We start from the raw sequence: 14,122 nt of genomic DNA on the forward strand, positions 1-14,122 counted from the left end.
TACGAGAAAACCGTACCAAGGGCATTCTAACGAGTAATTGTCAGAATGCCCTTAGTGCGGTCTTCGTATGAATCAATTAATTAAGTAAACGCTTAACCGTCTCGGAAATCATCCGTCCTTCGGCTCTTCCTGCCAATGCTTTTGAGGCTACACCCATTACCTTACCCATATCTTTCGGGCCAGCGGCACCGACTTGAGCGATAATAGCTTTCAATTCTTTCTCCAATTCCTCGGCAGACATTTGTTGAGGTAAATATTTCTCAATCACTTTTACTTGCTCCAACTCAACATCCGCTAGGTCTTGACGGCCCTGTTGCACATAAATCGTAGCAGAATCTTTCCCTTGTTTCACCAACTTCTGCATGATCTTCAAGGCATCCGCATCCGTCAGCGTATCATTGGCTCCCGGAGCGGTTTTCGCTTCCAAGAAAAATTTCTTTACATTTCTCAATGTCTCCAAGGCGACTTTATCTTTCGCCTTCATCGCGTTTTTAATGTCTTCACTGACTTGTTCAAATAAATCCATATCCTTATTATATTATTAACTATCGGAAACTGATCACTTGTTTACCCCCCCGCTGAGAATCTTGGCGAGGTTGGTTAGCCGGTTGCTTCGCCGTTGTCGGAGCCGATACTTGAATATCCTCTCCCGCTACTTTGGAACGGGCACGGGCCACGATCTTCGGATCCCGGTTATAAGTCGGATTATCCTCTATCAAAGCGATCAAGGCATCATCGTCCAACTCTTCCTGAGTCAAAACTACCGCTTTCGCACGAGAGGTAAAACGACCCGCCTTTTGTGCGGAAGCACCATAATATTTACCAATCAAATCACGCTCCTTACGCTCTTTCTCGATTCGCTCTTCTTCTAAGCGCAATTCTTCTTCCGTCATCTGAGCGGCTTCATTCCTGCGTTTATCAGCGATCAATGGAATATCATCCATCGTAAATCCAGTAGCGAGGATCGTCATTTTCACTTTATTACCTAATGTATTATCCACGGCAGTACCCCAGATAACCTCTATATCACGGTTGAACTCGGACATAAAGTTATGCACGTCGTTCATCTCCTCCATGCGCAACTCGGCTTCCTCGCTGAAATATACGTTGAACAGGATTTTCTTGGCGTTCTTTACGTCGTTGTTGCTTAATAGCGGAGAATTCAGAGCGTCTTCCACCGCTTGGCGAACACGTCCTTCTCCTTCACCAAAACCATTACTCATCAAAGCGACACCACCATCTTTCATCGTGGTGTTAACATCGGCGAAGTCGAGGTTGATAATACCCGGAAGCGTAATGATCTCCGCGATACTCTTGGCGGCGATCGTCAAGGTATCATCGGCCTTGCCGAAAGCGTTCATCACGGAAAGGTCCGAATAAATCTCACGCAAACGCTCGTTATTGATTACCAATAAGGCATCCACGTTCTTCGCGATCTCCTCCACACCATTCAAGGCCTGTATAATCTTACGCTCACCCTCGAACAAGAAAGGAATGGTTACGATACCTACCGTCAATATTCCCATATCCTTCGCGATACGAGCGATAACCGGAGCGGCACCCGTACCGGTACCACCACCCATACCGGCGGTAATAAATACCATCTTCGTACCGTCGTTCAACATACCTCGAAGATCGTCCAGACTCTCCTCGGCCGCCATCATCGCACGTTCCGGCTTATTTCCCGCGCCCAATCCCTGCGTGATCTCACGTCCCAGCAATAACTTGATAGGAACATCCGAACGGTTCAAGGCTTGATTATCCGTATTACATAACACGAATGTAACATCGTGTATGCCCTCCTTATACATATGAGTAACAGCGTTTCCGCCACCGCCTCCAACACCAATCACCTTAATGATTTTGGGAGTATCCGTAGGATAATTAAAATTTAATATTGTATCGTCCATTGTCTTCCGGTTTTATTACATTCGTAGATCACGTTATTTACTCTCGTTATCATCGTCATCGAAGAGGGTTTTACCAAAGGTATCGATTCCTTTTGTCAACCGCCCGAACAAGCCGGGACCTTTTTTCTTCTCTTTCTTCGGCTTCTCCTTGACGGGTTCCGGTTCCGGAGTCGGTTCCACTGTCGGTTCAGGCTCAACCACCGGCTCAATCTTAGGCTCCGGTTTAGGAGGAATATATAACGCGCAATTCTTAGTTCCTTTCGCCAAGAGGCCGACGGCTACCGCATATTCGGGATTGCTGGCGACCACTAAATCACCACTAGCGACAACCCCCTTGCGAACCGCTGAATAGCGAACCTCCATCTTCAAGCGTTCGCTCATAACAGCCGGTAAATTCTTCAAAGCGGCGCCTCCACCCGTAATCACGATGCCGGCACCGAGAACGCTCATCAAGCCTGTAGCCTCCAGACGAGCATATACATTCTCTAAGATCTCATCCATACGGGCCTCGATCACACCGTTCAACTCGGCCAGCTTAATCTCACGCAAGCCCATTCCATCTGCTAAACTCACTTGGATGGTCATATCATTATCCCGGTCCGCTTTCGCGCTACCATAAGTGATCTTCAAGCGTTCCGCCTCAGACTCTACGACCCTGAGATTGGTTATATCTTTTGTTATCAAATTACCTCCAAAGGGAACAACGGAAAGGCTGGCCAACTTACCACCCTTATAGACAGATATCGTCGTCACGCCGGCACCGAAACCGATCAAGGCGCAACCCAAGTCCTTCTCATTGTCGCTCAAGACAACATCTCCCAACGCGAGGGGTGACACCAGAATACCGGCGATCTCGATTTTCGCTTGTTCCGAGATGCTATTGACAATATTTAATTTCAACGAAGGACGTCCAACAATCAACTTGTAACGAGCCTCGATACGGCTACAAGGCACACCCACCGGGTTGGACTCTGGTTTATCATCTAAAAAATAGGAAGGAGAAACCACGTCAAGAACGGTCAACATATCCGGACGATAATCCTTACACTCTTGATAAAGAGAGTCTATGATCTCCTCCGTGACCACTCCTTCCGTTCCCAATACCTTGCAAACCGTATGCTCGATAGAACGGAGTGACTGGCCACCCAGTCCCACATATACCTGCCCGATCTTGGTCCCCCCCAGTTTATTCTCCAACTTGAGGATCAAGCGTTTTATCTTACTCGCCGTCTCCTTCACGTTATATACACATCCTCTTCGTATGCAGGTGCCAGAGTTCTCAACTTCGTAGGCGATGATTGAAAGAGCGCCCGTCGCATTCTTAGTCCCCACCATTCCTACCATATGGGAGGTACCTAGGTCAATAGCTGCTATAAAGTCTGTGTATGCCATATCATCTATTTTTTAGTACAAACAATCTGATTCTTATATTTTAAATTAATCATACTGTACTTTTCCCAACCCACTTTAGGGATCGCTTGTTCATAGAAAAGCTTTAAATTCGCAAGCTTTTCTTCGAATTCATCCAAAGTACCCAACATGATCCGGTGGTTACCCACTCTTGGAATAAGTTCTATATCATTATCCGGATAGACATAGATTTGTTCAATCTGGTCATTCCAGAACTCATTCTCTTGCAAAAATAATGCAAATTTGTATAAGTCGGTCACCGCAAGCTCTTTTTCCACATATCCACTCACAATTGGCACATGCGCGGCATACCGACGACTGATCGGCATGGTGGTTCCCAGATTATCCACGTAATAACTACCTCTTACGCCCATAATCCGGAGGATAGGCATCTTTTGCATGACCTCTAGCTTGATAATACCCGAAGGAGTCTTATACGCCTCCACTTGAGCGATCATCTCATTCTTAAGCAATTCCGTCTCTATCCGATCCGTATTCACGTCGGCCATTGACCGCTTGATCGGATCTAGCCCAGCTTTCTTCAGTATAGACACAAGGTCACTCTCGCTCACGAAGTGTTTATCCAGACTGTCTTTCACCACGACTTGCAGATCTTGGCAAATAGAGTCCTGACGTATTTCCCGAAAGAAAAACGACACAAACACGATGTAACAGAACAACAACGTGGCTACTACTATGGAAATTATTCGGATCACGGTTTCCTTATTTGTTTACATAAAATCTCTTTTACAGGCTCCACCAAACGGTCGATATTACCGGCGCCTACCATTAATACTACCTCATATTTCCCGGCGGCAACCACGTCCAAAAGCTCTTCCTTCTTACACAGCGTCTTGGAAGGGATCGTCACCTTATCAAAAATGATCCGAGAGCTCACCCCCGGAATCGGTTCCTCACGAGCCGGATAGATATCCAGCAAGATCAACTCATCCAATAAAGAGAGACTCGCGGCGAAATCACCAGCGAAATCCCGGGTACGGGTATATAGATGCGGCTGGAAAATACCTGTCACCTTACGACCCGCATATAATTCCTTCACCGACAAGATACTCTGTCGCAATTCGGCCGGATGATGGGCATAATCATCGATCAATACCACTTGATCAGTCTTCAAATGGAAATCGAAACGGCGGCGAGGTCCGGCAAATGTAGCCATACCCTTTTTCAAATCCTCCGGTTTCACTCCGTTCAACCAAGCGATCGCCATAGCCGCTACCCCGTTCTCTATATTAACCTTTACGGGAACACCTAATTCCACATCAGGAATACGGATTTCCGGACCAACGAAGTCAAAGGTAATATTTCCGTCGCAAATACGAATATTTTCAGCGTAAAAGTCCGCTATTTCCGTAACGGAATAGGTATATTTCTTGACACCCTCCTGTAAACGGGGCGTTACGTTGATTCCTTTCTTGATCAGTAGACAACCATCGGGACGAATTAAGGAGGTAAATTTCTCGAAACTCTCCCGGTAAGCCTCCGCCGTACCGTAAATATCCAGATGATCTGGATCTGCGGAAGTAATCACTGCCATATAAGGAGTAAGCCAATGAAAAGAACGATCGAACTCATCCGCCTCGATCACGGTAAAGTCGCTCGTATCAGACAACATCAAATTACTCTCGTAGTTCTTTAGGATTCCTCCGAGGAAAGCATTGCAATCCACTGGCGATTGTTTCAGCAAATGAGCCAGCATAGAAGAGGTCGTTGTCTTGCCGTGCGTTCCCGCCACGCATAAACCCCGGCTGCTTTTCGTAATCTCTCCCAAGACACGTGCCCGCTTCATCACCTCAAAACCGTGCGCCCGGAAATAGGTCAATTCCGTATGCGACTCCGGGACCGCCGGCGTATAAACCACCAGCGTATCATCGGGCGACTTGAACGCCTCCCCGATCAAAGCTACATTATCCTCATAGTGAATATCGGCTCCCTCCTTTTTCAACTCCTCGGTTAAATCGGAAGGGGTCTTATCGTATCCGCCCACTCGTTTTCCCTTAGCGAGGAAATAACGGATCAAGGCACTCATCCCAATGCCCCCGGCACCTACGAAATACACCGCTGTCACTTTATTTATATCCATATTCCTTATTTCTTATCTATAATCTTAACAATCTCATCCACGATACGGTCTGCGCTATGGCGTTGCGCCAAGGTCTCGATATTACGGCTCAACGTACGCAAACGTTCATCGTCATGAACTATCTTCAAGGCAGTAGGCACCAAATCCTTTTCCGCGTCTTTATCGGCGATCATAACGGCGGCATCCTTATGGACCAAGGCCAAGGCATTCTTGGTCTGATGATCTTCCGCCACATTCGGCGAAGGCACCAAGACCACCGGTTTTCCTAATAAGCAAAGCTCCGAGATAGAACTAGCCCCCGCACGGGATATCACCAAATCGGCCGCTGAATAAGCATAATCCATACAGGTAATAAAGTCTGAGCACCAAACCGGCATTCCCCGGTACGCCTTCAAATGCTTGGAAGCGTCGCTGTAATAATACCTACCGGTTTGCCAAATAACCTGTACATCCGAGGCGAAGAACTTATCCAGATCCCCTTGAATACTCCGGTTAATCGTCCGTGCGCCAAGGCTACCACCTACCACAAGGATCGTTTTTTTCTCCGGAGAAAGCCCGAAGAACGCCAACGCCTCCTCTTTCTTACTCAGCGCCTCTTCCAAATCCTGTCGCACCGGATTTCCCGTAATCACGATCTTATCCGCCGGAAAGAACTTCTCCATGCCCTCGTAAGCGACACAAATCTTGCTCGCTTTCTTCGCCAACAACTTATTGGTCACACCGGCATATGAGTTTTGTTCCTGTATCAACGCAGGAACACCTTGCGAAGCCGCCATCCATAAAGTCGGTCCACTGGCATAACCGCCCACGCCGACCGCTATATCCGGCTTGAACTCACGGATCGTCTTCCTCGCCAAGCGCAAGCTTTTCGCTAAACGAGCCATGACCTTCACGTTGTTCATCAAGTGGGCACGATCAAACCCACTCACTGGTAAACCTACGATTTTATAACCAGCTGCCGGAACCTTATCCATTTCCATGCGGTCTTCCGCCCCCACAAATAAGATTTCCGCATCCGGAAAACGTTTCTTGAAAGTATTAGCGATAGATATGGCCGGGAAGATATGGCCTCCCGTACCACCACCACTTATTATGATCCGGTACTTTCTCATACTTTTGACTCTACAGTTATCGTTTCGACAGCCGATAGCGGATTATCTTCTTTCTCTCCCTCGACCGCCTGATTTATTGTCTCTCCGGATGGCTCGTCGGAAGGATTCTCTGGATTCTCCGTATCCTCCTCTTCCTCATCCTCATTTCCGATATTGGCTCCAAAACGACTTACGCTCAATATGATCCCGAAATAGATACAAGATATAAGCGTAGACGTACCCCCCCGGCTCACCAACGGCATCGGTTGCCCGGTAACGGGCACTAAATTCACGGCTACCGCCATATTCGCCAAGGCTTGGACTACCACCAGCAACCCACATCCCAACACTAGGAATTTCGGGAATGATTTATCACATTTCCGGGCGATCATCCCGACCCGCACTAGCAGCATTATATAAAGCAACAGTACAAAGATCCCCCCAACGATACCCAGTTCCTCTATGATAATCGCATAGATAAAATCTGAATACGCCTGTGGCAGGAAGTCACGCTGTTGGCCATGTCCGGGCATCTGTCCTAATACGCCTCCCCTGGCAATAGCTATCTTCGCATGGGTTACCTGATAATTATCATCGGTTATCTTATACGTACCACTCTCATCCAAATTATCCTTATGCCCGTCGAAGAAACGCTCCAAACGCCCCTGCCAAGTAACGAATCGATCCGGCAAATACTGAGTAATAGCGGCTGGCGTAAACTTAAGCAACACCAAGAACAATACCAACGCCAACATCAAGATGCCCGCCAGCTTCGCCAACTTACCAAATGGCAACTGACCGATAAACATCATCAGGAAACAAACCCCGAATAGCATAAACGCCGTAGAGAAGTTCTCTGGCAGAATCAAGACACAGGTGAGTCCTACTCCAATCAGTATATACTTAAAGATCTGGTTCTCCGTTAATTTCCCCCGCTTGCTGAGCAAGAAAGCGACAAACACGACACAAGCCAGCTTCCCGAACTCCGAAGGCTGGAACTGTATTCCCATGATTTCCAGCCATCGATGCGCATCATTAGCGTCCACGCCGATAAAGGGCGTCACGATCAACATCAACATCGAGACCGGCAATAATATAATAAACGCAGAGAAGAAACGACACGGTATATTATGTAACAGCAATACCATGACGAAACCCCCCAATAAAAAGGTGGCGTGCCGTACGATAGGCGCCCAGTGATTCGCGTTCTTATAAGCGATCGTACTGGTCGCGCTGAACACCTCCACCACCGATATAAGACACAGGAACATGAAGATGATCCATATCACCCGGTCGCCCTTAAACAGTTTACTCGCCAGATCCATTTTATCCTTTATTACAAATTACGTACGCAAGCCTTGAACTGATCGCCCCGATCCTCATAGCTCTTGAACAGGTCGAAGCTGGCGCAACAAGGAGAGAGCAATACCGTATCTCCCTTATGAGCCATCTTATAAGCTTTCGCCACAGCCTCCTCCATCGAGCGGGCGTCTTCAATATTCGCCACTTTCCCGTCGAAGAACGCATGCAGTTTCGTATTATCCACACCCATGAAAATCAATGAATGTACCTTCTTATTCACTAATTCCTCGATCTCCGAGTAATCATTCCCTTTATCCGTGCCCCCTAAGATCAAAACGACCGGAGTCGTCATGCTCTGCAAGGCATACCAACAAGAGTTTACGTTCGTAGCTTTCGAGTCATTGATATAATCAACACCACGCACGCGAAGCACCTTTTCCAAACGGTGCTCAACACCCGTGAAATCACTGAGTGAGGCACGTATTTTCTCATCATGAATGTCCACGATCTTGGACGCTATCCCCGAAGCCAAAGAGTTATACAGGTTATGCGTACCAGTCAATGCCAATAGGTCTTGTTCCATCGTAAATGTTCCGTTTGCCGTTTCAATAACTACTTGATTATTTTCCGTATATCCCTTCACGCCGTTCTCATGTGTCTCAGCGAATGGGTAAAGAGTAGCCTCAGGATGCCGTTTGGCGATCTCACGGGCTATGATCGGGTCATCGTTCCAGAAAATGAAGGCGTCGTCCTTCGTCTGATTTTGCAAGATGCGGAACTTAGCGTCTACATAATTCTGCATCTCATAGTTATAACGGTCCAGATGATCCGGTGTTATATTCAATATAATAGCGATATCCGCTCTAAAGTCGTACATATTATCCAGTTGGAAACTGCTCAACTCGATCACGTAGACCGCATGTGGATCTTCCGCAACCTGAAGCGCCAAGCTGTTTCCGACATTTCCGGCCAAGCCCACGTCCACGCCCGCTTCTTTCAGTATATGATACGTAAGCATCGTCGTTGTCGTCTTGCCGTTGCTACCCGTGATGCAAATCATCTTCGAGTCCGTATACCTTCCGGCAAACTCGATCTCGGAGATGATCGGCGTACCTTGCTTCTTCAATAACTGTATGATAGGAGCCTTGTCGGGAATACCCGGGCTCTTGACAATTTCGTCGGCACTCAAGATGTCGGCTTCGGTATGCTGTCCCTCTTCCCAACGAATCCCGTGGTTGTCCAGCATCTCCTTATACTTAGGTTTGATAGACGATTTATCGGACACGAACACGTCGAATCCTTTCGCCTTCGCCAAGACAGCGGCTCCCGCGCCACTCTCCCCGGCCCCTAATATAACCATTCTCTTACTCATCTTTTATCTCATCTTTAACGTAACTATCGTCATAACAGCCAAAATAATACCGATCAACCAGAAACGGACCACGATCTTCGATTCAGGCACGACATTGAACGGCTTTTGGATCAACGCCTGTATACCCGCGTTTCCCGGTTTCTGGAAATGATGGTGTAAAGGAGCCATCTTGAAGATACGGCTACCTTCCCCATACTTCTTCTTCGTATATTTAAAGTAGGCCACTTGCAACATGACCGATATATTCTCCACCAAGAAAATACCGCAAAGGATCGGAATCAACAACTCCTTACGGATGATGATCGCGAAAACGGCGATAATACCTCCCAAGGTCAAGCTACCCGTATCTCCCATAAATACTTGGGCCGGATACGAGTTGTACCATAAGAAACCGACCGTGGCACCGATAAAGGCAGCGGCATAAACCACCAACTCCTCCGCGCCGGGTATAAACATGATATTCAAGAACGAGGCGAACTCAAAGTGGGATGACATATAGGCCAAAATACCGAGCGCCACCCCGATGATCGCCGATGTCCCGGCAGCCAAGCCGTCCAATCCATCCGTCATATTGGCTCCGTTCGACACGGCAGTCACCACAAAGATCACCATCAGCACGAACACCAGCCATGCGGCCTCCTCCTTATAATCGCCCGCCCAGTTCACCAAGTTGGCGTAATCGAAATTATTGTTTTTCAAGAACGGGATGGTCGTCTTTGTCGACTTGGTCTCCACCGTATGATAACGCACCTCCTCGATCACGTTATCATGGCGCACCTCCATATTCTCCTTGATCACCACGTCCGGGCTCATGAACAATACCAAGCCAACGATCAGGCCCAGTCCTACCTGCCCGACGATCTTGAAACGTCCGTGCATGCCCTCCTTATTCTTCTTGAACACCTTGATATAATCATCCGCGAATCCCAAGGCTCCCAGCCAAACCGTAGTCACCAACATCAATATCACATAGATATTATTCAGCTTGGCACACAGTAAAGTCGGGATCAATATAGCGATAATAATGATAATACCTCCCATCGTTGGCGTTCCCTTCTTGCTCATCTGGCCCTCCAGCCCAAGATTTCTCACCGTCTCGCCGATCTGCAACATTTGCAACTTATCGATGATACGCCGGCCGATCGCCGTAGAGATAAACAAGGACAAGATCAAGGCCAACCCCGAGCGGAAAGATACGTACTTAAACATACCCGCTCCCGGGAAATCCAACTGATCCAAATAATTAAAAAGATAATAAAGCATGTCGTCTTAAATATTATGATTGTTGTGTCGAAAAAATCTCGCGTAACTTCTCACGGTCGTCAAAGTGATGTTTCACCCCCTTGATCTCCTGATAGTCTTCGTGGCCTTTTCCGGCAACAAGGATCACATCCCCTTTCTTCGCCAACATCGTAGCGGTCTTGATCGCTTGCGTACGGTCCGTGATACATAAGGCACGTTCCATATCCATTTTCGTCAATCCGGCTACCATATCGTTAATAATATCATCCGGTTCCTCAAAGCGCGGGTTATCGGAAGTCAGAATTACCTGATCGCTCAGCTTGGCAGCCTCTTTCGCCATCAACGGGCGTTTCCCCTTGTCCCGGTTTCCCCCGGCACCCACGACGGTAATGATACGTCCTTTCCCGTCCAATACCTCATGAATGCCATTCAGTACATTCGTCAAGGCATCCGGCGTGTGAGCGTAATCCACGATCGCCGTATAACCGAGCGGAGACTGGATCGTCTCGAAGCGACCGGATACGGAGCGAAGCGTGCTCAGCACGATCAACACCTCCTCGGGATCTTTCCCTAAAGAAACCGCGGCTCCGTACACGGCCAGCAAGTTATAAGCGTTGAAACGTCCCACGAAATGCACCATAACCTCCCGACCGTTAATGATCAAGTCTGTACCCTCGAAATGAGATTCCAATATCTTTCCCTTGAAATCGGCCAAGGTACGCAAGGAATAGGTCAGCTTTTTCGCCTTCGTATTCTGCAACATCACCAAGCCGGATTTATCATCGGCATTCGTCAAGGCGAAAGTCCCGGCAGGCAGGTCATCGAAGAATTTCTTCTTCGCTTTCAAGTAATTCTCCACGGTCTTATGGTAATCCAAATGATCGCGGGTCAGGTTCGTGAAAATCCCCCCGTCGAAAGACAAGCCGCTGATGCGCCGCTGATCGATCGAATGAGAGCTAACCTCCATAAAAGCATACTCACATCCGGCCTCTACCATCCGGGCCATCAAGGAATGAAGCGTAAGCGGGTCCGGTGTCGTATGATCCGTCGGTACCGCCTCGCCATCTATATAATTACATACCGTGGAAAGCAATCCCACCTTATGCCCCATCTTCCGGAACATCTCATATAATAAGGTAGCGATCGTAGTCTTCCCGTTCGTACCCGTCACGCCTACCAACACCAATTTCCCGGAAGGATCACCATACCAGCGGGAAACCAAAAGACCCAGCGCCTCCGCCGAATCCTTCACCACGATAAACGAGCATCTCCCCTCCAAATAGGACGGAGCCTCCTCGCATACGATAGCGACAGCCCCCTTCTCTATGGCGCTGTCCATATAGGCATGGCCATCCACGGCCGTACCTCTCACAGCGACAAACAAAGACCCTTTCGTCACCCGACGAGAGTCTGATTGAATATTCGTGATATCCACATTATCCGCCCCCATCAACATAGGAGCTTCCAACGCACCGATTAAATCCCTTAGTTCCATACCTATTTCAATGTTAATAATACGGTCTGCCCCTTAGACACTCGCTGTCCGGGTTGAATACTCTGCGAAACGACCCGTCCGACACCCGACAAAGAGACACGCAGACCGGCTTGCTCCAACAAGAAAACCGCATCTTTAGCACCCATGCCGACTACCCGGGGTACCAGTCCCTCACGAATCGTCAGATCGCTTAATTTTACCTTATTCTCTTCTTGCTCGGCGGAGGCTACGACCCACTTTGTCTCCAAACTGTCCGTATCCGCCTTAATATCCAATTCATCTAATACTTCCTCTACCGCCCTCAGGTCGCCGCCTTTCACACGAGGTACCATCACGGCCATCGAATCCCGTTCCATATCCCGGACATCGAACGACATATGGCTGGCGTATATCTTCTCGGCGATCGCACGCACCACGCCTCCCGACATCGTACCACCCGAAGGATAACCGATACGAGGACGGCGGATCACCACGATACAAGAATACTTCGGATGATCGGCCGGGAAATAGCCACAGAAAGAGACTTGGTGCCCGCTCGTACGGTAGACACCGCCCGTAGCGATCTGCGCCGTACCGGTCTTTCCGGCGATCCGGACAATATCCGAATGAACCGCCTTACCGGTCCCTTTCTCCACGACTCCCAGCAACATATCTTTTATCAACGCCAGCGTATGATCCGAGCAGATCGAAGAGTTGATCACCTCCGTGGAAAAACTCTGCACGGTCTTGCCGTTATGTAAGATCTCTTTCGTAAACATCGGGCGAACCATCTTTCCGTTATTCGCGATCGCGTTAAAGAACGCCAGCGTATTGATCGGCGGTACCTGCGTCTCGTAGCCGAACGACATCCAAGGCAAAGTGGTCTTGGACCAATAACGGGTCGTATCATCCGGACGACGTATCTTGGCACGTCCCGCCCCCGGTATCTCCAAACGAAGATCCGCGTTCATACCGATACGGTACAGTCCCTCCACGAACTTTGTCGGGTTATCCGAATAACCTTTCAGGATCGTCTTGGCCACACCGATATTGGAGGAATACCAAATCGCCTGCTCCACCGAGATCCGACCGTATCCGCCTTTATTCATATTATGGTCCGTCATGCGGGCACCCTTATACATATATATACCATTGCCTACATCGACCGTATCTCCCGGATTGCATAAACCATCCTCCAAGGCCACCATGATAGAGGCCACCTTGAAAGTAGAGCCCGGCTCGATCTCGTCCGCCACGGCATGATTCTTCGTCTCGCCATATACGCCCTCACGGATACGCCCCATATTCGTGATCGCCTTGATCTCTCCGGTCTCGACCTCCATCACGACAGCCGTACCAGACTCGGCATCGATCGCCTTCAATTTATCGACCAGCGATTTCTCGGTTATATCCTGTATATTGATATCGATCGTGGTGCGAATATCCATGCCATCCACCGGATCCACCTCAATCACGTTCGTCCAGCCTCCACCGACACGACGAACGGAACTCAACCCGGCCTGCCCCCGCAGGAGCGAATCGTATTGCAACTCCAATCCATTCTTCCCCTTCGTAGTTCCACCCTCCTCGATCTCTCCGTAGATATCACCGATCGTACGAGACGCCAAGGTCCCGAAAGGTTTCTGGCGCTGCACCATCTCCTTCGTATAAAAACCGCTCTTATAACGTCCCAGACGAAGGAACGGGAACTTACGGATCTCCTTCAAATCCGAATACGAGACCTTCCCCGCGTAAATCGGGAACTGGCGACTCTTACCGCTCAGCCCTTTCAGCAGATAAGCCTTATAGCCCGCCGGCGTACGATCCTTCAATTTACGGGAAAGATAAAACGCCAACGAGTCCACCCCATCCTTCTTGGACGTCTTGAACGTATCCAGCCAATTATACTTGGCATCCTTAGCCGGAGTATACGCATCCGCCTTAAAGTCGATATACATATAATAACGAGGCACGCTGGTAGCCATCAACTTACCGTCCGACGAATAGATATTGCCACGTCCGGGCAACACCAAACGGTTCGGTCGTTTCTGGCTCTCGGCCACCTTCATCCATTTATCCCTCTCCACGAAGGCCGTATCAAAGGCACGGAACAGAATTCCTACGGCCACAAGCCCCAGCAACAGCACGACCACGAAGTAACAGAATAAAATCCGGCTACTTTTAGGCTCTATTTCTTTCGGTTCGTTTTCTTCAGACATA

General features: G+C 48.7%; 11 protein-coding genes. All 11 read right to left on the reverse strand.

What is annotated here, in order from left to right:
• Positions 1 to 76: 76 nt before the first annotated feature.
• The 11 genes from ACYIA1_RS13375 to ACYIA1_RS13425 are packed head-to-tail and all read right to left on the reverse strand — an operon-like array spanning position 77 to position 14,121.
• Positions 77 to 526: a GatB/YqeY domain-containing protein gene (locus ACYIA1_RS13375; protein WP_005861384.1), complete on the reverse strand. Its 450-nt coding sequence runs from the start codon at positions 524 to 526 to the stop codon at positions 77 to 79.
• A gap of 19 nt (positions 527 to 545) precedes the next feature.
• Positions 546 to 1,910: a cell division protein FtsZ gene (gene ftsZ, locus ACYIA1_RS13380; protein ID WP_005866974.1), complete on the reverse strand. Its 1,365-nt coding sequence runs from the start codon at positions 1,908 to 1,910 to the stop codon at positions 546 to 548.
• A 33-nt stretch (positions 1,911 to 1,943) separates the two neighbouring features.
• Positions 1,944 to 3,302, reverse strand: a complete 1,359-nt coding sequence (gene ftsA, locus ACYIA1_RS13385; RefSeq protein ID WP_005866973.1) for a cell division protein FtsA — start codon at positions 3,300 to 3,302, stop codon at positions 1,944 to 1,946.
• 5 nt (positions 3,303 to 3,307) lie between these two features.
• Positions 3,308 to 4,036 carry a cell division protein FtsQ/DivIB gene (locus ACYIA1_RS13390; protein ID WP_005866972.1) on the reverse strand — a complete coding sequence of 243 codons (729 nt, stop codon included), beginning with the start codon at positions 4,034 to 4,036 and terminating at the stop codon, positions 3,308 to 3,310.
• Positions 4,033 to 5,421, reverse strand: coding sequence for a UDP-N-acetylmuramate--L-alanine ligase (gene murC, locus ACYIA1_RS13395; RefSeq protein WP_005861375.1), 1,389 nt, complete (start codon positions 5,419 to 5,421; stop codon positions 4,033 to 4,035). Before murC ends, ACYIA1_RS13390 begins: the two co-directional genes overlap by 4 nt.
• 5 nt (positions 5,422 to 5,426) lie before the next feature.
• Positions 5,427 to 6,533 carry an undecaprenyldiphospho-muramoylpentapeptide beta-N-acetylglucosaminyltransferase gene (murG, locus tag ACYIA1_RS13400; protein WP_480335499.1) on the reverse strand — a complete coding sequence of 369 codons (1,107 nt, stop codon included), beginning with the start codon at positions 6,531 to 6,533 and terminating at the stop codon, positions 5,427 to 5,429.
• Positions 6,530 to 7,837, reverse strand: a complete 1,308-nt coding sequence (locus ACYIA1_RS13405) for an FtsW/RodA/SpoVE family cell cycle protein (RefSeq protein ID WP_005866970.1) — start codon at positions 7,835 to 7,837, stop codon at positions 6,530 to 6,532. Before ACYIA1_RS13405 ends, murG begins: the two co-directional genes overlap by 4 nt.
• A gap of 11 nt (positions 7,838 to 7,848) precedes the next feature.
• Positions 7,849 to 9,186, reverse strand: a complete 1,338-nt coding sequence (murD, locus tag ACYIA1_RS13410) for a UDP-N-acetylmuramoyl-L-alanine--D-glutamate ligase (protein WP_009018312.1) — start codon at positions 9,184 to 9,186, stop codon at positions 7,849 to 7,851.
• 3 nt (positions 9,187 to 9,189) lie between these two features.
• Positions 9,190 to 10,449 (reverse strand): phospho-N-acetylmuramoyl-pentapeptide-transferase, encoded by a 1,260-nt coding sequence (gene mraY / locus ACYIA1_RS13415; protein ID WP_480335502.1) that lies wholly within the window; start codon positions 10,447 to 10,449, stop codon positions 9,190 to 9,192.
• A 13-nt stretch (positions 10,450 to 10,462) separates the two neighbouring features.
• On the reverse strand, positions 10,463 to 11,923 hold the full coding sequence (locus tag ACYIA1_RS13420) for a UDP-N-acetylmuramoyl-L-alanyl-D-glutamate--2,6-diaminopimelate ligase (protein WP_009018313.1): 1,461 nt from the start codon (positions 11,921 to 11,923) through the stop codon (positions 10,463 to 10,465).
• Between the two features lie 2 nt (positions 11,924 to 11,925).
• Positions 11,926 to 14,121: a penicillin-binding protein gene (locus ACYIA1_RS13425; RefSeq protein WP_039848975.1), complete on the reverse strand. Its 2,196-nt coding sequence runs from the start codon at positions 14,119 to 14,121 to the stop codon at positions 11,926 to 11,928.
• Position 14,122 lies beyond the last annotated feature (1 nt).

The organism is Parabacteroides sp. KHUB-02, from assembly GCF_056640955.1.